Raw genomic sequence first — 25,042 nt, 5'->3', positions numbered from 1 at the left:
GATGACCTCCGGATTACTCGTCTATCTCGAGAGCGCGTTTACCCTCGTTGAGGTAGTTCTTCAAGTAACTATCGATAACACGAGGGTTTTGACCATCTTGGATCGCCAAAACACCATCCATAATCAAACGACGGTTTAACGTTTCTTGATCGCGACGTAATGAAAGCTTGTCTGCAATTGGGAAAAACACCATGTTAGAAAGCACCGCACCGTATAGTGTGGTCAAAAGCGCTACCGCCATCGCAGGACCGATCGCTTTTGGGTCATCCATGTTTGAAAGCATGGCTACCAGACCAACCAGTGTACCGATCATCCCCATCGCAGGGGCTACGTCACCAAATGCACGAAACACGCCTGTACCTTGCGTATGGCGTTCATCGGTAAGTGCAATGTCTTTCTGTAGTGCCGCACGTACAACGTCGGCATCATGTCCATCAACCAGTAAATCGATGCCTTTCTGCATAAAGCTGTTGTTGATTTCCATCTCTTCAAGAGCGAGGAAACCACCTTTACGTGCCGCGTCTGCCATTTCAACAATCTTAGCGATCAGATCTTCTGGCTCATCGGCTTTAAACATGAACGCTTTACCTGCGATCTTTGTCGCACCGAAGAACTGCCCCATGGTGAACTTCATCAACACAACAAATGCAGAGCCACCAACTACGATTAGGATTGAGGTAACGTCTACGAACATACCGATGCTGCCGCCTAGCACCATCGCCATGATGACGAATGCAAAACCACCGATCAAACCTATTAGGGTTGCTAAATCCACAAAGCACTCCTCTCGCTATACTTAAATATTGCCTAGTCAGGCGAATTATTACTTGTATCGACAACTAGAACAGTTTTTTTAGAAAAATCTTGGTCAATACGTCACAAAAAGATCGTTTAGCTCCGAAGTCTATGATCAATATCGTCTTATCAGACCTGTCTAACGCTAATTTTGTGACAATTATATAAGGTTAAATTTGACCAACTTAGTAGGCTAAGGTAACTTGCGTGCATTCTATTAGAGGCTCTATTAAGGCAGATAAAAGATGGCCGTCAAGAAACCAGAAAATATGACCTTCGAAGCAACAATTGAAGAGCTAGATAGCTTAGTTGATCAATTAGAGAATGGCGATCTTGCCCTTGATGATGCCCTACGTAAATTTGAACGTGGCATTGCACTGGCTCGTGCTGGTCAAACAAAACTGAGCGACGCCGAACAGCGCGTAAGCATTCTTCTTAGCGAAGATGATGAAGCACCACTGAGTGACTTCAACCCTGAGTCAGAATTATAATCAGTAGTGAGCAATGTGATGCAAGAGACATTGACGTCTTATCAACAACGAAACAACCAACAACTCAATCTGTGGCTTGAGCAATTGCCTCACCAAGAACAGCCGCTGATTCAAGCGATGAAATATGGTCTGCTGCTAGGCGGCAAACGTGTTCGCCCTTTCCTTGTTTACATCACTGGTCAAATGCTGGGTTGTAAGCCAGAAGATCTCGACACGCCAGCGTCTGCAATTGAGTGTATTCACGCCTACTCTCTGATTCACGATGATCTACCTGCAATGGACGACGATGCGCTGCGTCGCGGTCAACCGACTTGCCACATTAAGTTTGATGAAGCCACAGCAATCTTGACTGGTGATGCTCTACAAACATTGGCATTCACGATTCTTGCTGAAGGAAAACTGAATCCGAACGCGGAAAGCCAGCGTATAAAGATGGTACAAGCACTAGCGCAAGCTTCTGGTGCAAGTGGCATGTGTCTTGGTCAAGCGTTAGATTTAGGTGCAGAGAATCGTCGAGTTTCTCTCGCAGATTTAGAAGAAATTCATCGCAATAAAACTGGTGCACTGATTAACTGTGCGGTCAAACTTGGTGCGTTAGCCGCAGGCGAAAAAGGCCTGGCAGTATTGCCACACCTAGAACGCTACTCAAAAGCGATCGGTCTGGCGTTTCAGGTTCAAGACGATATTCTTGATATCATTAGTGACACAGAAACACTGGGTAAGCCTCAAGGCTCAGACCAAGAGCTGAACAAGAGCACTTATCCATCTCTACTGGGTTTGGAGGGAGCAATGGAGAAAGCTCACACTCTGTTACAGGAAGCACTTCAAGCATTGGAAGCAATCCCATACAATACTCAGTTACTCGAAGAGTTCGCCCGATATGTCATCGAGCGCAAGAACTAAACTATAAGCGCGCATTTATATGACTCTTGATATTTCAAAATACCCGACACTGGCGTTAGCAAATACACCGGAGGAGTTGCGTCTTCTTCCGAAAGAAACATTGCCGACATTGTGCGATGAACTACGCACGTATCTGCTAAATTCAGTGAGTCAGTCTAGCGGACATTTAGCGTCTGGCTTAGGCACAGTAGAGCTAACGGTCGCTCTGCACTATGTATATAACACACCTGTTGACCAGTTAATCTGGGATGTGGGTCATCAGGCTTACCCACATAAGATTCTGACAGGTCGTCGTGACCAAATGCCTACTATCCGTCAAAAAGACGGGCTTCACCCATTCCCTTGGCGCGAAGAGAGCGAGTACGACACTTTATCTGTTGGTCACTCATCGACTTCTATCAGTGCTGGTCTCGGTATGGCCATTAGCGCAGAAAAAGAAGGTCAAGGTCGTAAAGTGGTCAGCGTAATCGGTGATGGTGCCATTACGGCTGGTATGGCTTTTGAAGCAATGAACCACGCTGGTGACGTTCACCCTGACATGCTAGTGATTCTAAACGACAACGAAATGTCGATTTCAGAGAACGTAGGCGCGCTGAACAATCACCTTGCAAAAGTCCTTTCTGGCAGCTTGTACACTTCTATCCGTGAAGGCGGCAAGAAAGTGCTGTCCGGCGTCCCACCGATCAAAGAGTTGGTGCGTCGTACAGAAGAACACCTAAAAGGCATGGTCGTTCCTGGCACGTTATTCGAAGAGCTTGGCTTCAACTACATCGGTCCTATCGATGGTCACGATGTCAACGAGCTCGTCAAGACATTGAAAAACATGCGTGAGTTGAAAGGTCCACAATTCCTGCACATCATGACCAAGAAAGGTAAAGGTTATGAGCCAGCAGAAAAAGATCCTATCGGCTACCACGGTGTACCAAAGTTCGACCCATCACATAACAGTTTGCCGAAGAGCAGTGGCGGCAAGCCAACCTTCTCTAAGATCTTTGGTGATTTCCTATGTGACATGGCAGCGCAAGATCCTAAGCTGATGGCGATTACACCAGCAATGCGTGAAGGCTCTGGTATGGTTCGCTTCTCAAAAGAGTACCCTGAGCAGTACTTTGACGTAGCGATCGCAGAGCAGCATGCCGTGACACTTGCAACAGGTATGGCAATTGCGGGCGATCACCCGATCGTAGCAATCTACTCTACCTTCCTACAGCGTGGTTATGATCAACTGATCCACGACGTTGCGATCATGGATTTGCCAGTGATGTTCGCTATCGACCGTGCAGGTCTGGTTGGCGCAGATGGTCAAACTCACCAAGGCGCGTTCGATCTCAGCTTTATGCGTTGTATCCCGAACATGGTAATCATGGCACCAAGTGACGAAAACGAATGTCGTCAGATGCTGTACACAGGCCACAAACACACGGGTCCAAGCGCGGTTCGTTACCCACGCGGTAGCGGTATGGGTACTGAAATCGAAAAAGACTTCACTGCACTTGAAATCGGTAAAGGTCGTATCGTGCGTAAAGGCGAGAAAGTGGCAATTCTTAGCTTCGGTACCTTCTTAGGTAACGCACTGGAGGCGGCTGAAAACCTCAACGCAACAGTTGCTGATATGCGCTTTGTTAAGCCTCTTGATGAAGCCTTGATCCGTCAGCTCGCCGCTGAGCATGATGTTCTGGTCACACTAGAAGAGAATGCGATTGCAGGTGGCGCTGGTGCAGGTGTAATTGAGTTTATGATGCAAGATAAGATCATCAAGCCAGTACTAAATCTTGGCTTGCCAGATCGCTTTATACCTCAAGGTACGCAAGACGAGCTGCACGAAGAACTTGGTTTAGACGCAAAAGGCATCGAGAAATCAATCAACGATTACCTAGCCAAGTAAATAGCGTAAAGCAATAAAATCGCGTAAATACAAAAAAGGGATGCTCTAGCATCCCTTTTGTTTATTTGTCGATGGTCAGTGCTATGTGGTAGGTACTACATCCAACCTGCGTATTTCGCCACAAAAAACAGTGCGATACCCGCCATAATGCCCGCCACGATATCATCAATCATGATACCTAAGCCGCCATGAACACGTTTATCTAACCAACCGATAGGCCACGGTTTTACCATGTCAAAGAAGCGGAACAAGATAAAACCAGTAAGTAACCATTTCCATTCTGTTAAAGGAATATTCAGTGCAGGCACTAAGCTCATAGTGATCCAAAAGCCCGCAAATTCATCCCACACGATTGAGCCATGGTCATGAACGCCCATGTCGTCTGATGTCACTTGGCAGATCTTAATGCCAATCACACAAGAGATAAGTACGGCGACCACGTATAGTGGAAAAGGCAATTGGGCTAACAATAGAAATAATGGTACAGATGCCAGTGTGCCCATTGTGCCTGGCACTACAGGTGATAAACCGCTACCAAAACCTGTCGCCAATAAATGCCACGGGTTCTTTAATGAAATCAGAGAGAGAGGGTTGGTCATTTCCTTAAACCTATACTGCAAGTTTGGTTTCAATCTTAGGCTAGAGCCTAGCTCATATCATTTAAAGTGGTCAAAGCCACTCAGATCCCAATCAAGCGGTTGATTGTTATCATGCAGCTCGAAGGTACCTTTTGGTCGAATCTGACCAATACACGTGACTTTACATCCGATATGAGACAAAGCGCTTTGTAATGAGCCACGGTTTTGCTCTGGCACAGTAAAGCACAGTTCGTATTCTTCGCCACTTGATAGAGCATACTGCTGTGCGATGACCTTATCATCTAAAAACTGAACCAGTTCTGAAGAAATTGGCAATTGGGAAACATCTAAGCTCACACCAACATCAGAACGTTTGAGGATGTGTTTGATATCAGAGATTAAACCATCAGAGATATCAATCGCAGCCGAAGCCAACCCAACAAGCGCTTGACCAGCCAAAACACGAGGTGAGCTAAGATAATGCGCTGTCTCAAGTTCCTGCGCAGCAATACGTGAGCGCAGTGAATCATCCAGAATCACATCCAGACCGGCTTTGGCATCTCCAAGGTTGCCCGTGACATAAACCCAGTCCCCGACTTTCGCCCCAGAGCGAGTCAATGCTTTCCCTTCTGGTACAAACCCTTGCACGGTGAGCGTCAGGCTCAGTGGACCTTTTGTGGTATCACCACCAATAAGTTGAATACCAAAATAATCCGCCAGCTCAAAAAATGCATCACAGAAAGGCGCGAGCCAAGCTTCATCAGGCTTAGACATCGTCAATGCAAAGCTCACCCACGCCGGCGTTGCACCCATTGCCGCGAGATCACTAATATTTGATGCCAACGCCTTATGTGCAACCCAAGCAGGGTTTGCATCCGCAAGAAAATGGGTTCCAGCCACTAACGTATCAGTACTAATGGCAATTTGTACGTTATCTGGCGCTTTCACTAACGCACAGTCGTCACCCGCCGCTAGGTGTACGTCTTTGCGTTGGCTTTGACGTCCAACAAAGTACTTATCGATCAGATTGAATTCACCAGACATTATTCACTTACTTTTTGATGGAAAAGCTTTTGATACAAAAAAGGTCAGCATCTGCTGACCTTTTTAATGAAGAAATCGTTATTTCTTACGTACGTGTGGCGCCGCTTTATCTAGCACACCATTCACAAATTTGTGGCTGTCTTCTGCCGCGAATACTTTTGCAAGTTCAATCGCTTCGTTGATTACCACTTTGTAAGGAACATCTTCGCGACGAGTCATCTCGTACATAGCAAGACGAAGAAGAGCAAGTTCCATCATGTCTAGGTCCTGCATTGGACGAGACACGTATGGACGGATTTTGCTATCTAGCTCAGAGTGGCTAAGTACAACACCGCTTAGTAGTTCACGGAAGTAAGCTACGTCTGTTTCTGGAGCAGCAAGTGCAGGCTCAGATGCGTGAAGTTCTTCTTCATCGTATTTGTCGCCAGACAAAAACTGTTCTTCGATCGTGGCAACATTATCTTTAGTAATTTGCCATGAATAGATCGCTTGTAGAGCGAATTGACGTGCGTTACGACGTGCGGCTGGTTTCACACTGGCCCCCATTAGGAATCAATTTCAGATAGTACATTAATCATTTCAAGTGCGCTTAGTGCAGCCTCTGCACCTTTATTACCAGCCTTGGTTCCTGCGCGTTCAATCGCTTGATCGATAGTATCAACAGTCAATACACCAAATGCTACTGGAAGACTGTACTCCAGAGAAACTTGTGCAAGACCCTTGTTACACTCACTACAAACATAGTCAAAGTGCGGTGTACCGCCACGAATTACTGTACCTAGAGATACGATTGCATCGTACTTACCAGTTTTAGCAACACGTTGAGCTACTAGAGGTAGTTCTACGGCACCTGGGCAACGAACAACAGTGATGTTGTCTTCGCTTACTTGCCCGTGACGCTTTAGTGTATCGATCGCACCAGATAGTAGGCTTTCGTTAATAAAACTGTTGAAACGAGAAATAACGATAGCAATTTTTGCATTTGGCGCTGGGAAGCCACCCTCGATCACTTTCATAAGCTTTCCTTTAACTCTATTTATAAGTGAAAATTGTTCATCAAGTGAGAATCGCCGGATTCTATCACAATTTTGTGAGCAATATCTAATGGAAATTAGGGACGAATCACGAGTTCCTCGCCTTAGCGACGATAAGTGCGTGTAAGACTAGGAACTCGCTGGTCAGTTATTATTCGCAGACGTACTCAACCACATTCAGACCAAAACCGCCGAGTGCGTGGTACTTCTTGTTGGTTGAAGAAAGCAGGCGCATATCGTGAATGCCCAGATCAGCAAGGATTTGAGAGCCGACACCCACTCGGCGTGACGTACCTTGCTTCTTAGCAAGCGTTGGTGCTTCGCCTTTGTCTTGTGCTTCAAACATTTTCACTCGGTGAATAAGCAGATCGGTTGACTCTTCGTTGCCAAGTACAACCAGAACACCACCTTCTTCGCCAATGCGCTTCATTGCTTTCTCAAGTGTCCAGCTACGCTCTGCGTTGCGGTCACTTCGAAGGACATCGGTAAATACATCTTGTAAATGAACGCGGACCAATGGCGCTTCAGAAGCAAGGTCGCCCTTACACATTGCGTAGTGCACTTGGTTATCAATCGTGTCTTTGTAAGTCACAAGCGTGAACTCACCGAACTCTGTTGGCAATGCACACTCAGCAACACGTTCAATCGTTGTTTCGGTGTTATTGCGGTATTCAATCAAGTCCGCAATAGTACCTAGCTTTAAGCCGTGCTTTTCAGCAAACACTTCAAGATCAGGACGACGTGCCATCGTGCCGTCGTCGTTTAGGATCTCAACGATAACCGATGCTGGCTCTAGACCTGCAAGGCGAGCCAAATCGCAGCCTGCTTCTGTATGGCCAGCGCGAGTTAGAACGCCACCATCTTGTGCTGCTAGAGGGAAGATATGACCAGGTTGAACTAAATCAGCTGCTTTCGCATTTGGCGCAACGGCAGCTTGTACAGTGCGAGCACGGTCTGCGGCAGAGATACCTGTCGTAACACCTTCAGCCGCTTCAATAGAAACGGTAAAGTTCGTGGTGTATTGCGCATTGTTGTCTTGCACCATTGGCGGTAAACCAAGGCTTTCACAACGAGCTTTTGTCATGGTTAGACAGATCAAGCCACGACCATGCGTAGCCATAAAGTTGATTGCTTCCGGCGTAATGTGCTCGGCAGCCATGATCAAATCACCTTCATTCTCGCGGTCTTCATCATCCATCAGGATGACCATTTTGCCCGCGCGAATGTCATCAATAATTTCTTGAGGCGTGCTGATAGGCATATTCTGTTTCCCGTTATTCATAAATTTATTATTGCAGCAGCAATACGTTTAACGTTTCGGTTAGCCATGTCTACTGGCTTTAGCGCAGTTTGCAGCCAACCCTTATTAAGTCAATTAACCTGATAACGTTCTGTGATTATTGTCGGTTTCGCCTACGCAAAACCATTTTGCTGCAAGAAGTCCATGGTAATACGTGACTCTTGCGATTCTTCTTTTTGACCTTGCAGCAAGCGTTCCATGTAGCGAGCCAGTACATCCACTTCTAGGTTCACTTTGCGACCCACCTGGAACTGATCAATCGTGGTCTCTTCACTGGTGTGAGGAACAATCGTCAATTTAAAACCATTTTTACGTAGGTCATTGACGGTCAGACTAATGCCATCCACTGTGATCGAGCCTTTTTCTGCGACGTACTTACTGATTTCAGCAGGCATTTCTACCCAGAATTCAATCGCTCGACCAACTTGGTTGCGCTCAACAATCACGCCCACGCCATCGACGTGACCAGACACAATGTGCCCACCAAAACGTGTCGTTGGTAACATGGCCTTTTCCAGGTTCACTTTATCGCCAACTTGGTAAGCGGCAAAACCTGTTTTATTCAGCGTTTCCAGTGATAAGTCGGCACTGTAATAGTTGCTACCGAAGTCGACGACCGTCAAGCACACACCATTCGTTGCGATACTGTCCCCCAACTTAACGTCAGACATATCCAACTTGCCAACTTCGACCGTAACGGTGATGTCTTCGCCTTTTGGCGTGATTGCAGTTAGTTTGCCAACTGCTTCTACAATTCCTGTAAACATAATGCTTCTTTCTAGCTTTGGTTGCGTTTGACGGTTGCGGTAATGCGAATATCCACCCCTACCATTCGAACGTCGGTAATAGTTAAATCGATAACTTGTGCCATATCGGTTAGCCCAAGAGCACCAATCAAACCTCGCCCATCGCTGCCCATTAATTTAGGAGCAAGATAAACAATCAGTTCATCTACAAGGTTAGCTTTGATTAATGAACTCGCGAATGTAGCGCCAGCTTCAACCCACAAGTGATTAATATGATATTCGCTCGCTACAGCTTTTAATGTCGCCGTTAAGTCAATTTGACCATTTTCCGTCAGCTCAGGCGCAATATCGCCATCGTGACTAACGATAATACGCTCACCGTCAGTATTGAATAGTTTTAGATCATCGCTAAGTTGAGACTGGCGATCGAAAATCACACGAGGAGGCTGACGAACTTCATCTTGAGGATATTGAGCTCGCACACTGCATGGCAGGTCATCCCAACGCACATTCAGCGATGCATTGTCATCAATGACTGTCTTACTGGTAGAGAGAATAGCGCCACTCAACGCTCGATAACGCTGTACATCTTGGCGAGCCTTTGGGGAGGTGATCCATTGACTCTGACCATTATTGAGTGCACTTTGCCCATCGAGGCTGGCTGCCATTTTCAACTGAACATAAGGCATGCCAGTTTGCATGAACTTGATAAACCCTTTGTTCAGCTCGATCGCATCGCTTTCTAATAAGCCAACTTGAACGTCTACCCCCGCATCGCGCAGCATTTGAAAACCGCGTCCTGCAACTTTCGGGTTTGGATCTTCCATTGCACAAACAACACGTGCGACTTTGGCTTTGATTAGCCCCTCTGCACAAGGTGGCGTACGACCATAATGAGAGCAAGGTTCCAGTGTCACATATGCCGTTGCGCCTTCAGCTTTATTGCCAGCCATACGCATCGCGTGAACTTCAGCATGAGGTTCCCCCGCACGATGGTGATGACCTTCGCCAACAATCTCACCGTCACGGACAATAACGCAGCCTACATTCGGGTTAGGTGCCGTTGTATAAATGCCGCGCTTCGCTAACTTGAGCGCACGCGACATCATTTCGAAATCTTGAGAGGTAAATTCTGAAGAGAGAGATTGTTGAGCCATGATTCAATCAGTCTTCTAGGCGAGCAATTTCTTCGCCGAATTCACGGATGTCTTCAAAGCTACGATAAACTGATGCAAAGCGGATATAAGCGACTTTATCCAGCTCTTTCAATTGATCCATAACCAAATTACCAATCATTTCACTTGGTACTTCACGTTCACCAGTTGCACGCAGTTGGGACTTAATCATGCTGATGGCTAGCTCAATAGAGTCAGCACTGACTGGACGTTTTTCTAAGGCACGTTGAATACCACCAACCATTTTATCTTCATCAAATGGTTCACGGTTACCGTTAGATTTAATCACTTTCGGCATCACCAACTCTGCGGTCTCAAACGTTGTAAAACGTTCACTGCACGCAAGGCATTGACGACGACGACGCACTTGATGCCCATCAGCAACCAAGCGTGAATCAATTACTTTTGTGTCGTTCTCAGAACAAAAAGGACAATGCATATCACCTCCAAATAGCTTGCAATTGGGTTCGTCCCAAAAGCAAGACTAGTGTAGCGGAATTGCTATGTTAGAGAAAACAAAAAGGGGCATCGCTGCCCCTTTTTCAATCAATATCAAACGGTTTCTGTTAACTGCGTGCTAAGTAGTTCGCTTTACCAACCCATTTGTAGCTGGTCAGTTCTTCCAAACCCATAGGACCACGAGCATGCAGTTTCTGAGTTGATACCGCAACTTCGGCACCTAAACCAAACTGAGCACCGTCAGTAAAACGTGTTGCGGCATTTACGTAAACCGCCGCAGAACCGACAGAGTTAATGAACAATTCTGAGTTTTGTAGGCTGTTTGTCATGATCGCATCTGAGTGGCTCGCGTTGTGAACGCGCATGTGATCAATCGCTTCTTTCACATCAGCAACCACTTTTACACCTAGCGTGTAACTTAGCCATTCCGTATCAAAATCACCTTCACCCGCATCGCGAATTTGTTTCGCTTGTGCCATCAGTGCTTTTGCTTTTGGCTCTGCGACAAAAGTTACGTTTTCGTTCATGCGCTCTACGATCATTGGCAGGAACTGCGCAGCGATATTCTCGTGAACCAGCAAAGTATCTAGCGAGTTACATGCGGACGGACGTTGAACTTTTGAGTTTTCAACAACATTGAGTGATTTCTCTAGCTCTGCTGATTCATCAACAAAAATGTGGCTAATACCAAAACCACCAATGATCACTGGAATGGTGCTGTTCTCTTTACACATTTTGTGTAGACCAGCGCCACCACGTGGAATGATCATATCGACGTAGTCGTCTAGCTTAAGTAATTGAGAAACCAACTCACGATCCGGTTTTTCGATGTACTGAACAGAAGCCGCTGGCAAGTTTGCTTTCGCAAGTGCCGATTGGATAACCTTCACCAGCTCCATATTAGAGAAAAATGTCTCTTTACCACCACGTAGGATGCTTGCATTACCTGTTTTTAGACACAAAGCAGCAATATCGATGGTTACATTCGGACGCGCTTCGTAAATCACACCAACTACACCAAGTGGCACGCGACGACGAGACAGAGACATGCCGTTTTCTAGCACTTTGCTGTCAATTTCACTGCCCACAGGATCGTTAAGGCTGATCACATTACGAACATCGTTAGCAATACCCGTTAAGCGCTCTTCATTCAATAAAAGGCGGTCAAGTAATGCATCCGTTAGACCCGCTTCGCGACCTAACTCAATATCTTTTGCGTTTGCAGCCAAAATAGTTGCTGCATTTGCTTCTAGCTCATCGGCGATAATGGCTAGTGCTTGGTTCTTTTGTGCGGTTGACGCTGTCGCCAATTCGAAAGCTGCATCTTTGGCAGCTTTACCCATATTCGTTAAATCCACTTTGCTTCCCTCAATTTCTATTCTTGAATGACGACAAGATCATCGCGATGAATCACTTCTGAGCCGTAGTCATGACCCAAAATAGAGATGATATCTTTACTGTGCTTACCTGCAATTTTCGCTAGGTCTTCACTTGAGTAGGCACTGATACCACGAGCAACCAGTTTACCGTGGGAGTTTGTCACGCGGGCGACTTCGCCACGAGCAAAATCACCACTTACTTTAATAACGCCTTTCGCAAGCAGACTACTGCCCTTACCTACAACCGCGTTAACGGCACCGTCATCAATAATGATGTCACCAGACGCCGCAGGACCAGCTAAGATCCAACGCTTACGGTTTTCTAGTGCTTCAGAACACGGTAGGAAACGTGTGCCTTGTGGCTCTGAACTCAATGAGTCAAAGATAACATTTGGTGCGCTACCAGCGGCGATAATAACTTCAATACCAGCGCGGCGAGCTATGTCTGCCGCTTGAAGTTTGGTTGCCATGCCGCCCGTACCTAGCGTTGTGCCACTACCACCTGCAATTTTACGCAAAGTATCATCGATAGTTTTCACTTCTTTGATCAACTCAGCATTCGGATCTTTACGCGGGTCTGCGGTAAACAAACCTTTTTGATCAGTCAGGAGCAGCAATTTGTCTGCACCACACAAAATCCCCACCAAAGCAGACAAGTTATCGTTATCACCTACTTTGATTTCATTTGTTGCGACAGCATCGTTTTCATTAACGATAGGGATAATGTCATTCGCAACCAACGCATTAATGGTGTCACGTGCGTTAAGGAAACGTTCACGATCGTCCAAATCAGCGCGAGTCAGTAGCATCTGACCAATTTTGATACCGTAAATACCAAACAAAGACTCCCATGTTTGAATCAGACGGCTCTGACCCACGGCTGCAAGCAACTGTTTGCTCGCCATCGCGTTGGGCAGTGCGGGGTATCCAAGATGCTCACGGCCTGCTGCAATCGCACCAGACGAAACCATTACTACTGAATGGCCTTGTTTTTTAAGCTCAGCACATTGACGAGCCAGCTCTACCATATGAGCACGGTCTAACGCCAAAGTGCCGCCTGTCAGCACACTTGTACCCAGTTTCACAACGACGGTCTGTGGTTGTGAAACAACTGCATTCTGTTGATTCGTTGTCATGATGTCTTCTGAAATGAAAAACAAATAAAGAGTGGATGTTTTAGCAATCAAATGGGGATTTAACAAGCAGAAAAGGTGCGAAAACGCACCTTTTTGTCTTATCAGGGAAGAAAACAGCCAAATTAGGCGAAATCAAACGATTCGGTGTGATATTCCACTTCCAGTTTGAAATGCTCAGCCACTGTATCAATAAGCTTTTGATGGAAGGTACTTTGTGTCAAGTACACTTCCTCTACTACCTTATTTGGTAATGGTTCTGAGGTCCATTCCCCTTCTTTGTTGTATTTACCAATATGGTATTTTGCCGTAAAGCCACCTTCGATGGACTCCAAGTCCATCCACCAGCCCCAAAATTCACGTTTCTCAGGTGACTTTTTGTCGTCTACACAGACAGATAGACAGTCAAAATAGTAGTGCCCTTCTTGTGATTGTGGTTCGCGCAGGTACGGACCTATCGCCTTCAACTTTGACATCAAGCGAAAGTGAGTCGGCCCTTGTGTCGTCTCTGACATAAGAATCTCCGTTTCCATAGTAAGGATATTTAGCTATCCAAGAATGATTATTATTTTTAATTATCATGAGCTTATTTTTTGCTCACATATATCACTCTTAACTAAATTAGGAGATTTGTCATCTTAATAATTCGTCCTCCAACCACTTTATGGCTAAATCGAGGGATTGCTCATAACCTTTTGTAATTGTCTTGGAACTGATTTTCTTGGCTTGTCCGTACTGGCTAAACAGTGCTACCAACTGGTTATCACTATGAGGTGAAACTGGGTCCCCTTCGAGACTCAATGCTAAAATTGGCACCTTAGTTTTACGGCTACTTAGGAAACCTTGTACCTTGAGTGACCATGCCATCATCTGTCCGGCCATGCTATTGATGTCAACAGCACTCTTACCAAGGCGAGACGCTAATAGGTCAAGGTACATCTTCGGCATTTGCTGCAACTTTTTAGGCGACGTAAACAGATCATGCACTGGTGCTCCCAAAGCCACACAAGCTTTGATCTTTTCTTGCTCAACAAACGAAAGACGAATCATGGCATTACCGCCAAAGCGGAAGCCAATCAATCCAACTTTGTGGTGATCAACCCAAGGTAGAGAATACAGTTCATTCAAAACCGCTTGATGAAGGCAACTGGAGTTTTCAGTCAGCGGCCAATGTGAACTATGACCGACTGACGGCATATCAATAGTCACCATCGCAATGTCTTTTGGAGCTAAGTGGTTTCTGAACAAGCGCCACATATCCGTTTGCAAACTGTCCAAACCAGCACTGACCATTACAACTGGTAATTGTTTATCTGTGCGAGGAAGATGTAGGTTCGCGATGATCTTGCGTTTTTGGTAAGGCACTTCGATCTGCTTGATCACGTATTTAGTTTTTTCTGAGCCTTCTGAATACGCTTTGTTCGCCAATACCTGTGCTTGAATGGCTAAGTTATCATTCTTTAAATGTGGATAGCCTGCAATGCTAAAACACAATGAAGCCGTAAACAGCTCATCAGCCGCTTCCTCCCCCTTCATTTCATTCGCGCGGCGTTGATGCTCCATGCCTAACTTAATCCACTCAAACGTCCAGTTACCACCGTGGTAACCCATGACCGTATCAAGCCATTTATCTTCGGTACGAGAATGATTCGATGACGCGATTTTAGAAAGTACCCCTTCCATTTCGATAGGAGATAAGCCCTGCCACGCCCATTGAAGACGTCTCAAATGACGATACCAAGCACGATCTTCATGCTCTTCTCGCTCATCAAGAATCTTTTGGCTGGTCGGCATGTATTGAGTAAGTGCAGAGGTTTCTTTCGCTTGTTTGTGTTTGACAAACAAAGTTTCGGAGAGGTTTTTACTGACGTCTTCTGACATAGGAAGAACTCTAGGCTGGTTGCAATAGCGTAATAATAATAAAAAAAATGCCCCTATAAAGGGGCATTTCTCAATATTCTTAGTGCAAACTTATTTTTGCTTGCGATTTACTGGCTCAGCGTACTGGATAGACATATCCCAAGGTTGCTCGATCCAAGTGTCTTGTGCGATGTCTACTACGTAGTCATCAAGTAGCTCTTTACCAGAAGGCTTAGCACATACAGCAATCAGTTTTGCTTTCGGGTACATTTCACGAAGTTTACGCGCTGTATCACCGCTATCTACTAGGTCTTCAATGATTAGGTAACCTTCACCGTCACCTTCTGGCGCTTTAAGCACTGTCATGTCACGTTGATGATCGTGGTCGTAGCTTGAGATACAAATTGTATCTACGTAGCGAATACCTAGCTCACGAGCCAAGATAGCACCAGGAACCAAGCCACCACGGCTTACCGCCCAAATACCTTTCCATTGCTCAGCTGGCATTTGTTTCTCAGCCAGTTCACGGCAGTAAGACTGCATCGCATCCCAAGTGATAATGAATTTTTTACTCATTGTAATAACCTAATAATTTCAAAATATGCATCCCCGTGACCTAGCTGATGGCGCTGAAATGGACTCATCAATCTAGATTTCCCACACCAGAGGAAATGGGGGTTTCAAGCTACGCAAACGATTATTCTACCGAAACCCATGATTAATACCAACGCTGATATCAAAATTCTCCGTCTATTACGCAGAAAAATCGAATTCAGTGAACACGGCAAAATAAAGAAGGGAATGAATTTGAGAAGAAATGCTCCATAAACAAGGAGAAATTCCCCTCCAGTAAAAGCCCACAAACAAAAAGCCAGTGTGAACGAGTGCCCACACTGGCTTTTCTTTTAATCGTCAGAGTTAGCCTAGGATGTACTTCGCAATGAAGATAGCGGACATAACCCATACACTCATTGAGACTTCACGTCCTTTACCACTGAACAGTTTGATCGCAGCGTAAGCAATGAAACCAAGCGTGATACCTTCTGCAATAGAGAAAGTCAAAGGCATAACCAAACACGTTACGACAACAGGAGCCGCTTCTGTTAGGTCACGCCAGTCGATGCCAACAAGACCAGAAAGCATCAAGATAGCCACGTAAAATAGTGCACCAGACGTTGCGTAAGCTGGAATCATTCCCGCTAGTGGCGAGAACAATAGAGCAAGAAGGAACAATACGCCAACAACCACAGCAGTTAGACCTGTACGACCACCAGCGGCTACACCAGAAACGCTCTCAATGTATGACGTCGTGTTTGATGTACCTAGTAGAGCACCGACAGATGTTGCTGTTGAGTCTGCAAGTAGCGCTTTATTTAGGCGTGGAATGTTGCCGTTTTCGTCAGTCAAACCCGCTTTTTGCGAAACACCAACTAGCGTGCCTGCAGTGTCGAATAAGTCAACGAATAGGAAAGCAAATACTACAGAGATCATACCTACTTCGAACAAGCCAGAGAAGTCTAGCTGCATGAAGGTTGGCGCGATGCTTGGTGGTGTTGACATGATGCCGCCCCACTGAACGTCACCAAAGATCAGACCAAGAATTGTTACGCCTAGGATTGCGATCATAACCGCACCTTTCACACCACGGTGAACCAATGCAATCGTCATGAAGAAGCCAATCGCTGCAAGTACAGATGGTAGAGAAGTGATATTACCCATTGAAACTAGCGTTGCTGGGTTATCTACAACAATACCTGCGTTTTTCAGTGCGATGAAAGCAAGGAACAGACCGATACCTGCTGAGATACCAGTACGAAGAGAAAGTGGAATCGAATTGATGATCCATTCGCGAATCTTAAACACACTCAAGACGATAAATAGCAGACCGGAAACAAATACTGCTGCTAGCGCGACTTGCCATGTGTAACCCATGCCCAACACAACGGAATAGGTAAAGAACGCGTTTAGACCCATACCTGGAGCCTGAGCGATTGGGTAGTTTGCTACTAAACCCATGATGAAACAGCCAATAGCGGCAGCAAGACACGTCGCAACGAACACGGCACCACGATCCATACCTGTATCTGCAAGGATAGCTGGGTTTACAAAGATGATGTAAGCCATAGTTAGGAAGGTAGTAACACCTGCGATGATCTCAGTGCGCACATTGGTGCCATTTTCACTAAGTTTAAAGAGCCTTTCGAGCATGATCGAATCCTGTAAAAGGTAAAAAGTAAACGGTTGCGTAATCGATTGGCTCGAATTATAAAGTTATCAAATAACAAATTCCAGATAGAATCTTCACTCTAAAGGGATTTTTTTCTTGGGATATGAAACCCATTCGCTAGCGTTTTAAACAGCAAATAAATTTAGGTCTTAATAAACAATGACTAACGAACTTGTACTGAAAACAAACGTATGTGTATAAACTGAGCAATGTATTAAACTTTCAAACGCAAAGTCATCGTTTTGGACGCTAAATACCCAAAGAATTGGTCAGAAAATGAAACAAGTGAGATAAGCAATCGGAGAATTGAAGCTTGGTGGCGATAAAATAGGCGAGATTGGGATCAGAAGATAAAAAAACGCCACTCAATTTGAGTGGCGGTGAATCATGTCAGCACTATGCACTGAAAAAAAATTCCAATTTATAGGGGTGAACAAACTTGTTCGAGTCACATGCGTTGGCTTCAATTAGTAACCAAAGCTTGTTGGGTATACAAAGTTACCGGTGTAAACAGATTTGCTGTTCCAGAACATTGCACTTGGTAAACCTTTCATAAATATCACCTTCTAAATCAATTAATACTGTTAATTTGGTTGATTTCTCAGTTCCTTGGAGGCGATAAACGGACTCATCCTTTGAGCATTTCATTCTTCTCTCAGAAGCTGGTTACAAATATACCACCCAGAAATTTAATTACAAGCATTTTAGTGACCAGAATCACAAAAACTTAATAAATTGACCTTCATCAAGAATTAACTGTAATTAAATTACAGTTTAGTAAATAAAAAATTAAACAAACTTTCAGAACATACTAAGCTCGTTGCATTGGTGTATTACGTTGTGTTCATAATCTGTGACAGTTCTAGGGCAAATCCTTTTCACCACAACTACTAGAACCGCTTTTCTGGTGGTATGCTGAGGGCAATTCCAAGCCAATACCGATTAGCATTTACTGCTAAACACCCATTAAATTTACGGTTTAAATTTGGCAAAGCACATCAAAAGGAGTCTTCCGTGTCTGAATTCCATTCTGAAATCAGTACCTTATCACCTGCTCCACTTTGGCAGTTTTTCGATAAGATTTGTTCAATCCCTCACCCTTCAAAACATGAAGAAGCTCTAGCACAGTACATTGTTACTTGGGCAACAGAGCAAGGTTTTGACGTACGCCGCGATCCAACTGGCAACGTGTTCATTAAAAAACCTGCGACACCAGGTATGGAAAATAAAAAAGGTGTAGTGCTTCAAGCACACATCGACATGGTGCCACAAAAGAACGAAGACACTGATCACGACTTCACTCAAGATCCAATTCAGCCATACATCGATGGTGAATGGGTAACAGCAAAGGGCACAACGCTAGGTGCAGATAACGGCATCGGCATGGCTTCTTGTCTTGCTGTACTTGCTTCTAAAGAGATCAAGCACGGTCCTATTGAAGTTTTACTGACTATTGATGAAGAAGCAGGCATGACAGGTGCATTTGGTCTTGAAGCTGGCTGGTTGGAAGGCGATATCCTTCTAAATACAGACTCAGAACAAGAAGGCGAAGTGTACATGGGTTGTGCAGGAGGTATCGATGGCGCAATGACCTTCGATATTACTCGTGACGCAATTCCAGCGGGCTTTATTACTCGTCAACTAACACTGAAAGGTCTAAAAGGCGGTCACTCTGGCTGTGACATCCATACAGGTCGCGGTAACGCAAACAAACTGATTGGTCGCTTCCTCGCTGGTCACGCGCAAGAGTTGGATCTTCGCCTGGTTGAATTCCGTGGCGGTAGTTTACGTAACGCGATTCCTCGTGAAGCTTTTGTAACTGTAGCACTACCGGCAGAAAATCAAGATAAACTAGCGGAACTGTTCAACTACTACACTGAGTTACTAAAAACAGAGCTTGGTAAAATTGAAACAGACATCGTGACTTTCAACGAAGAAGTTGCAACAGATGCACAAGTGTTTGCGATTGCAGACCAACAACGTTTCATCGCAGCATTGAACGCTTGTCCAAACGGTGTAATGCGTATGAGTGATGAAGTTGAAGGCGTGGTTGAAACATCACTTAACGTTGGTGTTATCACAACAGAAGAGAACAAAGTAACCGTTCTATGCCTAATTCGTTCCCTGATCGACTCAGGTCGTAGCCAAGTTGAAGGTATGCTTCAATCTGTCGCTGAACTGGCTGGTGCTCAAATTGAATTCTCTGGCGCTTACCCAGGCTGGAAACCAGATGCTGATTCAGAGATCATGGCAATTTTCCGTGATATGTACGAAGGCATCTACGGTCACAAGCCAAATATCATGGTTATCCACGCAGGCCTTGAATGTGGTCTGTTCAAAGAACCTTACCCGAACATGGATATGGTTTCTTTCGGTCCAACCATCAAGTTCCCTCATTCTCCAGATGAGAAAGTGAAGATCGATACCGTTCAACTGTTCTGGGACCAAATGGTTGCGCTTCTTGAAGCCATTCCTGAAAAAGCGTAATTCAAAACAATACGCGAAAAACACAAAAGGGTGCCTCGGCACCCTTTTTTATTGTGAGCTTTTTATTACAGACTCTTTATAACAAGAGTATCGCAAACTATGCGCGAGTTTGCGCGTATGCAGCTAGCTCATCCATAGAAGTTTTAGCAACCACTTCACCATCGATGTAGTAAGTAACGAAGTCACCTTCACGAACGCCCATTAGTGTCGCTTTGTCACCGTTGTTGTATGTAATGTCCATCTGAACGGTGTTCTCGTCGATCTGTTGCATTTGACCTTGCTCGATAACACGGTTGTGCGTTAGAGGACCGATCGGTGCAGTCGTTAGAGATTTGTCTAACTGGTGGTTCACGTCGATGTAAGTATCCATCTTGGTATCAAAGATGTGTGGCTTACCGTTTAGTGGGTTTTTACCAGTCCAGAATTCTAGAGAGTTGAATACGATGTAATCCGCTGCAACAGCAACACCATAAACAGGCGCCAAAAGCATGTTTAGACCACCACGAGCGTAACGGTTATCTACTGCTTTTAGGTTAAAGCCCATTACGTAACCTGTCACTGCATTACTGCCCACACAGCCAGAAAGAGAAACTGCGACTGCAGTCAATGCGCCAATTTTAGCGAACGCCTTTTTCATCAAAACCTCTAGTTAAATAGTATTAGGTCAAAAATTCGGCGGGGATATTAGCGGATTAAAACCATAGGTAAAAGTCAGTTTTTCTTCAAAAAAATATGAGTATTAAATTTAACACAGCCTTATTTACTCGATGAATGTGCTACTTTAAAACACAGCGTACAGCCACTCAATAAACACAGAAATTAACCCAATGTGCTTACACAACTCATACATCTGGTGAAACTTTAATCTTTTCAATAAAAATTATTTTTCGTCACCTAAAGAAGAATGATTAGTGTGATTTTGAACCAGTTGTTACATTGTTGCTAACGTATTTGACAGAGATGGTTTATGGCCAGAAGTAAAAAAAGCAAAGTATTTGAGCTACTCGGGCATCAAGTACAACCAGGACAACGACTAGAAACCGAATTTGAAGCAGCACAGCTTTACACGCACTCACCACTTTCTATTCCTGTGGAAATCATCCACGGTAAACAAGAAGGTCCCGTGCTAATGGTGAATGCGGCGATCCATGGTGATGAGCTTAATGGCGTAGAAATCGTTCGTCAGATGATCAACCAACTGGATCCGCAAAAGCTGAAAGGCACCGTGATTGCGGTTCCTATTGTGAACGTATTTGGTTTTATTCATAAGTCACGCTACCTACCGGACCGCCGCGACCTAAACCGTTGCTTCCCTGGAAGCGAAAAAGGTGCATTGGCATCTCGCATGGCGCATGGGTTCTTTAACAATATCGCCAAACGCTGTGATTACATCTTGGATCTTCATACGGGTGCGATTCACCGAACTAACCTACCGCAGATCCGTGCGAACCTGAGTAATCCAGAAACACTGCGAATCGCAAAAGCGTTTGCCACACCAGTGATCGTAGACTCGGCACTGCGTGATGGCTCTTTGCGTAGTGAAGCTGAAAAATGCGATATCCCAGTGCTAACTTATGAAGCTGGTGAAGCTCTGCGCTTTGACCCTCTATCTATCAGCGCAGGTGTACTTGGCGTGCAGCGCGTCATGCAAGCCATCGGCATGCTTCGCGCAAGCCGCAAAAAGCTACCAGAGCCAATTATCGCAAAATCCACCAGTTGGGTACGTGCATCAGGTAACGGTATTCTGCGTACTGTCGTGAACCTAGGTGACAAAGTTGAAGAAGGTGAAACACTCGCATACATCAGCTCGCCTCTTGGCCACGACGAACTTGAACTGGTTGCACCAAAAGGCGGTATCGTGATCGGTCAGCAAACACTGCCTCTAGTTAACGAAGGTGATGCAATCTTCCACATTGCTTACTTCAAACAAGACGATGATGTCGTTGAACAAACCGTAGAAAGCTATATTGAAGAGCTAACGGAGTTCGATGTTGATCAAGTCACGACAGGGCAAATTCCGCTAGAAACTCAGCAATAAGTTTTTGCATAAACTGAAAGCCCAGAAATTCATCTGGGCTTTTTTGTGGCGAAAAGATAGACACATTCACTCCCCTACATATCTTAATCCCTATCAAAATCTGTTTTACCGTCATTTGGTGGATATAAAACTTTACAGGCATTCAAAAAAACACCATTGATAATTAATCTCATTATCATTTATTAATTTGTGCAGCATTCATATAATCCTCGCCTAATCAAATTACTATAAATGACGAATATGAAACGTTTATCCACTCATGGCTTCAAGGTAAGCCTTGTTTCGCTCGCAGTGCTCAACTCCCTTGCTTCCTATGCAGCAGAAGGCTCAGATGAAGAGCTTGAAGTCATTGGTGTGCATTACGCGAAACCAATCACTGTTGCAGAACCTGCTCAAACGACCATTGATTGGTCTCTTATCGAGGAACAGCAGTATTCCAATTTTGCAGATATGATCGACTCCGTGCCAGGAGCAACATTAGATGGTGGTGCTCGCTCTGGGGGGGAACGTATCAATATCCGCGGTTTTGATGACCCAAGTGACATCGCTGTATTTGTTGATGGCGCACCTATCGGCTTCCAACAATACCGTTACGGAACCTTCTTCTTTGACCCGTTCTTAATTGGTGAGGCAGAGATCATCAAAGGCGCGCACGACTATCGCGCATTGAATGGTAAATTTGGTGGCTCCATCCGTATCAAAACGAAAAGTGTCGATGATCTCCTCGATGGCGATCGTAACTTTGGTGCTCGTGTTTCCACTGGCTATAACAATAATGGTGATGAAAACTCATACACCTTGTCCTTATACGGCAAGAACGACGCCGGCTTCTACTTCTTAGCCAATGGCTCGGTAAAAGATTCAGATGACATCCAAGTTGGCGGCGGTGAAACGTTGGATTACTCGGGTTACGAGCAAGAAAACATGCTGGTGAAAGTCGGCTATGAAAATGACGACCACGAGTTCGAAATCAGTCATACGCGCTACAAAGACGAAGGTCGCAAACCTTGGGCGAACCGTCGTGGAAAAATGCCGAATATTTCCGACTACAACATCAAAAAATATGGCTCATTAGAGAAGGCGAAATACGCGTACACGGTCGACAACAAATACACCGACAATACGACGACGCTCTCTTACCATTACATGCCTTCCAATCCTTACATTGATTTCAACATCAAAATGGCACGCTCTGAAAACGATCGCCACTGGGTACGCCCTGATGTTGCATTCGAAAAAATGTTCGTCTCTGTCGGCAGCTACGGTCACGAGTCTTGGCTAAGTTACGAACGCGATTATGTTGATGTCTTCAACCAAGCACAAATTGGAGATCACGCACTAGTCACCGGTCTTCAGTACCAAAAAACTGACCGCGATTCACTGGTCTTCAATAAATCGTATGCCAAAAAAGAAGCAAAGAACTACGGCTGGTACACACCTTATTACGAGCCATCGGGTATACAGACGATTTACGCCGCTTATGTAGCAGACCATTACCAAGCGACCGATCGTCTAACCATCACGCCATCTTTGCGTTATGAATACATCACCAGCGAAGGTAAAAGCAATGCAGCGCCAGACTACAACGACCCGGCGGCTGGACATGACTACAGTGAGACGAGCCACAAAGGCTTTAGTCCGCGTCTCGATATCGATTTTGATGCCACTAATAATACGCGTTTGAATTTCTCTTACGCATACGCATTAAAAGCGCCAACGGTTGATAACATCTACTCTGTACAATATGCCCGCGCTACGGCGACAGCAACGGCAAGAGATCTGGATGTTTCGCGTATTCATGCCTACCAAGCGAGCATGATCAATTTAACCGAAGGTCTCGTCAGTGACCGTGACAACCTTGCAACGGAGTTTACCGTGTTTTACAACGACGTAAATGACACGGTCGATATCCGAACAGGTGCAAATCTAGATAAAAACAGTACAGAAAACCAAAGCTGGAATACGAACTTAGATGGGTTCAAAAACTACGGTTTTGAGTTGATTTCACAGTACCGTATTTCAGATTTCTATACTGATTTTTCAGCGAGTTACGTACGTGGTAAAAACAAAGGTAGTCTATCTGACTCCACTGGTTCTGATGACGATCACCCAGATGTACCACCATTGAACATCAACCTAGGCTTCGGTTACGAATGGCTCCCAGGTCTACGCTCAGGTTGGGAAGTACGTTGGTACGATGCACAAACCAAAACGAAGGCAGAGGGTAACAACCTGAAAGTAAAATCGCCTAGTGAGCAATATACGCTGCAAAATGCGTATGTCGTTTGGGATGTGCAACAAGTCAAAGGCTTGAGCGTTGGAGCGGTCGTGAAAAACCTGACTGACCGTTACTATGAAGCCTACCTATCTAACGGCGTGCCTTCACCGGGTCGTGAAGTTAAACTTAAACTGACTTACCAGTACTAATTAATCACATTATCTGTATTGGTCTTCAACCAGCTCGGGGCTATGAATGGCTCCGAGTTTTCGTTTATATCCAAGTAACCTCAAAATGCTTGATTCAGCCAGAGTGACTTGGGTCTATCACCCTCATTTTACATACAAACTTATGAGCCTTCGAAGAAAAACGCTGACATGGAAACAAATGTTATTTGTCGCTGCCCTAGCCTCTCCGCATGCAGCGAGTATTTCACAAGACAATATCTCTCAATATTTGGAAGAACACAGTAAGCGCCAGCAATTAGAAGATCATTACGCTGCCACTGTGACAGACAACTTAGATCTTGATGCTCAAACAGATGGTTTAACGTGGAAAGAAGATGGCAAACCCGATCATTGCCAATACACAAAAGGAGAGATAACGGAAGCGAGAGATTATGATTATGGGGAAGCCAAAGATCTTTCTGACGGCTTGCATAACATCGATTTGCCGCCCGTACATACTCCCAAAAACAGCCACAAGTATCGAACCTATTCGAATAATCCTCAATTGCTTGCTGGTAATAAACAATTTGCAGCCCCTGCAGAAGGTTCGGTGAGCTTTTCGGTATCTTCGGACTGCTTTTAAACGACACAAACAAAAATGCCCCGAGATGATCTCAGGGCATTTTTTAATTCATAATCGACGGCACAGATAAGCCATCTAGTAGGCTGAGATTACTCTTCGTCAGCTTCTACTTCACGCGCTTTGCGAGCTTCTTCTTTGCGAACTTTCGCCGCTAGTTGCTCAGCTTCACGCTCTTGACGCTGTGCTGCTTTACGCTCGTTACGAACAACTTGGTTTTGAACAAAACCCGCTAGTTCTTGCTCAGCCCAAGCTTGTGCTTTCTCTTCGCTGTCAAAACCAGTTTCACGTTTTGATACTACTGTCTTACGAGATGTCACTTGACGAGTGATCTCTGCGCTCCAGCCGTTACGTTTTTCAGTTACGCGGATAGCAAATTTTGGATTTTTAGACATTTCTTTCATTTCCTAAGGGATTAATCAGGGATTCGGTCAACTTGATAACTCCATCTAAGCTGAGCTGTTTAACACCATCCCTTGGTAA

25 protein-coding genes are annotated in these 25,042 nt (G+C 45.1%); 7 read left to right on the top strand and 18 right to left on the bottom strand.

Annotation, left to right across the window (positions count from 1 at the left end; genetic code table 11):
* Positions 1–13: 13 nt before the first annotated feature.
* A complete protein-coding gene (pomA, locus tag J4N44_RS03280) occupies positions 14–775 on the bottom strand; it encodes a flagellar motor protein PomA (protein WP_005427558.1) in 762 nt (253 codons plus the stop codon).
* Between the two features lie 265 nt (positions 776–1,040).
* Here pomA and xseB point away from each other — a divergent pair, with 265 nt between their 5' ends.
* From xseB to dxs, 3 genes are read left to right on the top strand one after another with little or no spacing between them, the layout of a single operon-like run.
* Positions 1,041–1,286, top strand: a complete 246-nt coding sequence (gene xseB, locus J4N44_RS03275) for an exodeoxyribonuclease VII small subunit (RefSeq protein WP_252044846.1) — start codon at positions 1,041–1,043, stop codon at positions 1,284–1,286.
* A gap of 18 nt (positions 1,287–1,304) precedes the next feature.
* Complete coding sequence (gene ispA / locus J4N44_RS03270) at positions 1,305–2,189, top strand: (2E,6E)-farnesyl diphosphate synthase (protein WP_252044845.1); 885 nt, start codon at positions 1,305–1,307, stop codon at positions 2,187–2,189.
* Positions 2,190–2,208: 19 nt separating this feature from the next.
* Positions 2,209–4,074, top strand: a complete 1,866-nt coding sequence (gene dxs / locus J4N44_RS03265; protein WP_045488626.1) for a 1-deoxy-D-xylulose-5-phosphate synthase — start codon at positions 2,209–2,211, stop codon at positions 4,072–4,074.
* 95 nt (positions 4,075–4,169) lie between these two features.
* Here dxs and pgpA read toward each other — a convergent pair whose 3' ends face one another.
* From pgpA to vcdP, 15 genes are all read right to left on the bottom strand, one after another.
* A complete protein-coding gene (gene pgpA, locus J4N44_RS03260) occupies positions 4,170–4,673 on the bottom strand; it encodes a phosphatidylglycerophosphatase A (protein WP_009697721.1) in 504 nt (167 codons plus the stop codon).
* A 57-nt stretch (positions 4,674–4,730) separates the two neighbouring features.
* Positions 4,731–5,696, bottom strand: coding sequence for a thiamine-phosphate kinase (thiL, locus tag J4N44_RS03255; protein WP_252044844.1), 966 nt, complete (start codon positions 5,694–5,696; stop codon positions 4,731–4,733).
* 78 nt (positions 5,697–5,774) lie between these two features.
* Positions 5,775–6,242, bottom strand: coding sequence for a transcription antitermination factor NusB (nusB, locus tag J4N44_RS03250; RefSeq protein WP_005440182.1), 468 nt, complete (start codon positions 6,240–6,242; stop codon positions 5,775–5,777).
* Positions 6,242–6,712 (bottom strand): 6,7-dimethyl-8-ribityllumazine synthase, encoded by a 471-nt coding sequence (gene ribH, locus J4N44_RS03245; RefSeq protein ID WP_005440184.1) that lies wholly within the window; start codon positions 6,710–6,712, stop codon positions 6,242–6,244. The genes nusB and ribH overlap by 1 nt, the downstream gene beginning before the upstream one ends.
* 169 nt (positions 6,713–6,881) lie before the next feature.
* A complete protein-coding gene (gene ribBA, locus J4N44_RS03240) occupies positions 6,882–7,991 on the bottom strand; it encodes a bifunctional 3,4-dihydroxy-2-butanone-4-phosphate synthase/GTP cyclohydrolase II (protein WP_005447594.1) in 1,110 nt (369 codons plus the stop codon).
* Positions 7,992–8,143: 152 nt separating this feature from the next.
* Positions 8,144–8,797, bottom strand: coding sequence for a riboflavin synthase (locus J4N44_RS03235; protein ID WP_029789187.1), 654 nt, complete (start codon positions 8,795–8,797; stop codon positions 8,144–8,146).
* An 11-nt stretch (positions 8,798–8,808) separates the two neighbouring features.
* Positions 8,809–9,933 (bottom strand): bifunctional diaminohydroxyphosphoribosylaminopyrimidine deaminase/5-amino-6-(5-phosphoribosylamino)uracil reductase RibD, encoded by a 1,125-nt coding sequence (gene ribD / locus J4N44_RS03230; RefSeq protein ID WP_252044843.1) that lies wholly within the window; start codon positions 9,931–9,933, stop codon positions 8,809–8,811.
* A 7-nt stretch (positions 9,934–9,940) separates the two neighbouring features.
* Positions 9,941–10,390: a transcriptional regulator NrdR gene (nrdR, locus tag J4N44_RS03225; protein ID WP_005424846.1), complete on the bottom strand. Its 450-nt coding sequence runs from the start codon at positions 10,388–10,390 to the stop codon at positions 9,941–9,943.
* 127 nt (positions 10,391–10,517) lie between these two features.
* The gene (locus tag J4N44_RS03220; protein ID WP_038898513.1) at positions 10,518–11,768 is read right to left on the bottom strand and encodes a glutamate-5-semialdehyde dehydrogenase; all 1,251 of its coding nucleotides are present in this window, start codon (positions 11,766–11,768) and stop codon (positions 10,518–10,520) included.
* A gap of 17 nt (positions 11,769–11,785) precedes the next feature.
* Positions 11,786–12,925: a glutamate 5-kinase gene (proB, locus tag J4N44_RS03215; protein ID WP_005447599.1), complete on the bottom strand. Its 1,140-nt coding sequence runs from the start codon at positions 12,923–12,925 to the stop codon at positions 11,786–11,788.
* Between the two features lie 122 nt (positions 12,926–13,047).
* Positions 13,048–13,437, bottom strand: coding sequence for a sigma factor-binding protein Crl (gene crl / locus J4N44_RS03210; protein ID WP_005447601.1), 390 nt, complete (start codon positions 13,435–13,437; stop codon positions 13,048–13,050).
* 118 nt (positions 13,438–13,555) lie between these two features.
* Positions 13,556–14,803, bottom strand: coding sequence for an esterase FrsA (gene frsA, locus J4N44_RS03205; RefSeq protein WP_009697716.1), 1,248 nt, complete (start codon positions 14,801–14,803; stop codon positions 13,556–13,558).
* A 90-nt stretch (positions 14,804–14,893) separates the two neighbouring features.
* Entirely contained in the window at positions 14,894–15,358 is a 465-nt protein-coding gene (gpt, locus tag J4N44_RS03200; protein WP_005447605.1) for a xanthine phosphoribosyltransferase, read from the bottom strand.
* A gap of 342 nt (positions 15,359–15,700) precedes the next feature.
* Positions 15,701–16,990 carry an NCS2 family permease gene (locus J4N44_RS03195; RefSeq protein WP_005447607.1) on the bottom strand — a complete coding sequence of 430 codons (1,290 nt, stop codon included), beginning with the start codon at positions 16,988–16,990 and terminating at the stop codon, positions 15,701–15,703.
* Between the two features lie 486 nt (positions 16,991–17,476).
* Entirely contained in the window at positions 17,477–17,563 is an 87-nt protein-coding gene (gene vcdP / locus J4N44_RS28250) for a small protein VcdP (protein WP_017188447.1), read from the bottom strand.
* A 460-nt stretch (positions 17,564–18,023) separates the two neighbouring features.
* Between vcdP and J4N44_RS03190 the strand changes: the two genes are divergently transcribed.
* On the top strand, positions 18,024–19,496 hold the full coding sequence (locus J4N44_RS03190) for an aminoacyl-histidine dipeptidase (RefSeq protein ID WP_009697714.1): 1,473 nt from the start codon (positions 18,024–18,026) through the stop codon (positions 19,494–19,496).
* Positions 19,497–19,593: 97 nt separating this feature from the next.
* Here J4N44_RS03190 and J4N44_RS03185 read toward each other — a convergent pair whose 3' ends face one another.
* Positions 19,594–20,133: a DUF3332 domain-containing protein gene (locus J4N44_RS03185; protein ID WP_005447616.1), complete on the bottom strand. Its 540-nt coding sequence runs from the start codon at positions 20,131–20,133 to the stop codon at positions 19,594–19,596.
* Positions 20,134–20,463: 330 nt separating this feature from the next.
* On the opposite strand from J4N44_RS03185, the gene J4N44_RS03180 reads away from it, so the two are divergent.
* From J4N44_RS03180 to J4N44_RS03170, 3 genes are all read left to right on the top strand, one after another.
* A complete protein-coding gene (locus tag J4N44_RS03180) occupies positions 20,464–21,534 on the top strand; it encodes a succinylglutamate desuccinylase/aspartoacylase family protein (RefSeq protein ID WP_005447618.1) in 1,071 nt (356 codons plus the stop codon).
* Positions 21,535–21,774: 240 nt separating this feature from the next.
* Positions 21,775–23,961, top strand: a complete 2,187-nt coding sequence (locus tag J4N44_RS03175; RefSeq protein ID WP_252044842.1) for a TonB-dependent receptor domain-containing protein — start codon at positions 21,775–21,777, stop codon at positions 23,959–23,961.
* Between the two features lie 178 nt (positions 23,962–24,139).
* On the top strand, positions 24,140–24,562 hold the full coding sequence (locus tag J4N44_RS03170; protein WP_029789190.1) for a hypothetical protein: 423 nt from the start codon (positions 24,140–24,142) through the stop codon (positions 24,560–24,562).
* An 89-nt stretch (positions 24,563–24,651) separates the two neighbouring features.
* Here J4N44_RS03170 and J4N44_RS03165 read toward each other — a convergent pair whose 3' ends face one another.
* Positions 24,652–24,954, bottom strand: a complete 303-nt coding sequence (locus J4N44_RS03165) for a DUF3622 domain-containing protein (protein WP_005447624.1) — start codon at positions 24,952–24,954, stop codon at positions 24,652–24,654.
* Positions 24,955–25,042: the final 88 nt, after the last annotated feature.

Origin of the sequence: Vibrio sp. SCSIO 43155, assembly GCF_023716605.1 — a bacterium.
GTDB lineage: Bacteria > Pseudomonadota > Gammaproteobacteria > Enterobacterales > Vibrionaceae > Vibrio > Vibrio harveyi.
The sequence above is the reverse complement of the archived record's forward strand: the minus strand, read 5'-3'. Positions and strand labels throughout refer to the sequence as shown.

What these genes read in the sequence shown, in the direction of transcription:
- xseB (WP_252044846.1), top strand. Translation starts at nt 1,041, where the DNA reads ATGGCCGTCAAGAAACCAGAAAATATGACCTTCGAAGCAACAATTGAA.
- ispA (WP_252044845.1), top strand. Translation starts at nt 1,305, where the DNA reads ATGCAAGAGACATTGACGTCTTATCAACAACGAAACAACCAACAACTC.
- dxs (WP_045488626.1), top strand. Translation starts at nt 2,209, where the DNA reads ATGACTCTTGATATTTCAAAATACCCGACACTGGCGTTAGCAAATACA.
- pgpA (WP_009697721.1), bottom strand. Translation starts at nt 4,673, where the DNA reads ATGACCAACCCTCTCTCTCTGATTTCATTAAAGAACCCGTGGCATTTA.
- thiL (WP_252044844.1), bottom strand. Translation starts at nt 5,696, where the DNA reads ATGTCTGGTGAATTCAATCTGATCGATAAGTACTTTGTTGGACGTCAA.
- nusB (WP_005440182.1), bottom strand. Translation starts at nt 6,242, where the DNA reads ATGGGGGCCAGTGTGAAACCAGCCGCACGTCGTAACGCACGTCAATTC.
- ribH (WP_005440184.1), bottom strand. Translation starts at nt 6,712, where the DNA reads ATGAAAGTGATCGAGGGTGGCTTCCCAGCGCCAAATGCAAAAATTGCT.
- ribBA (WP_005447594.1), bottom strand. Translation starts at nt 7,991, where the DNA reads ATGCCTATCAGCACGCCTCAAGAAATTATTGATGACATTCGCGCGGGC.
- J4N44_RS03235 (WP_029789187.1), bottom strand. Translation starts at nt 8,797, where the DNA reads ATGTTTACAGGAATTGTAGAAGCAGTTGGCAAACTAACTGCAATCACG.
- ribD (WP_252044843.1), bottom strand. Translation starts at nt 9,933, where the DNA reads ATGGCTCAACAATCTCTCTCTTCAGAATTTACCTCTCAAGATTTCGAA.
- nrdR (WP_005424846.1), bottom strand. Translation starts at nt 10,390, where the DNA reads ATGCATTGTCCTTTTTGTTCTGAGAACGACACAAAAGTAATTGATTCA.
- proB (WP_005447599.1), bottom strand. Translation starts at nt 12,925, where the DNA reads ATGACAACGAATCAACAGAATGCAGTTGTTTCACAACCACAGACCGTC.
- crl (WP_005447601.1), bottom strand. Translation starts at nt 13,437, where the DNA reads ATGTCAGAGACGACACAAGGGCCGACTCACTTTCGCTTGATGTCAAAG.
- frsA (WP_009697716.1), bottom strand. Translation starts at nt 14,803, where the DNA reads ATGTCAGAAGACGTCAGTAAAAACCTCTCCGAAACTTTGTTTGTCAAA.
- gpt (WP_005447605.1), bottom strand. Translation starts at nt 15,358, where the DNA reads ATGAGTAAAAAATTCATTATCACTTGGGATGCGATGCAGTCTTACTGC.
- J4N44_RS03195 (WP_005447607.1), bottom strand. Translation starts at nt 16,990, where the DNA reads ATGCTCGAAAGGCTCTTTAAACTTAGTGAAAATGGCACCAATGTGCGC.
- vcdP (WP_017188447.1), bottom strand. Translation starts at nt 17,563, where the DNA reads ATGAAAGGTTTACCAAGTGCAATGTTCTGGAACAGCAAATCTGTTTAC.
- J4N44_RS03185 (WP_005447616.1), bottom strand. Translation starts at nt 20,133, where the DNA reads ATGAAAAAGGCGTTCGCTAAAATTGGCGCATTGACTGCAGTCGCAGTT.
- J4N44_RS03180 (WP_005447618.1), top strand. Translation starts at nt 20,464, where the DNA reads ATGGCCAGAAGTAAAAAAAGCAAAGTATTTGAGCTACTCGGGCATCAA.
- J4N44_RS03175 (WP_252044842.1), top strand. Translation starts at nt 21,775, where the DNA reads ATGAAACGTTTATCCACTCATGGCTTCAAGGTAAGCCTTGTTTCGCTC.
- J4N44_RS03170 (WP_029789190.1), top strand. Translation starts at nt 24,140, where the DNA reads ATGTTATTTGTCGCTGCCCTAGCCTCTCCGCATGCAGCGAGTATTTCA.
- J4N44_RS03165 (WP_005447624.1), bottom strand. Translation starts at nt 24,954, where the DNA reads ATGTCTAAAAATCCAAAATTTGCTATCCGCGTAACTGAAAAACGTAAC.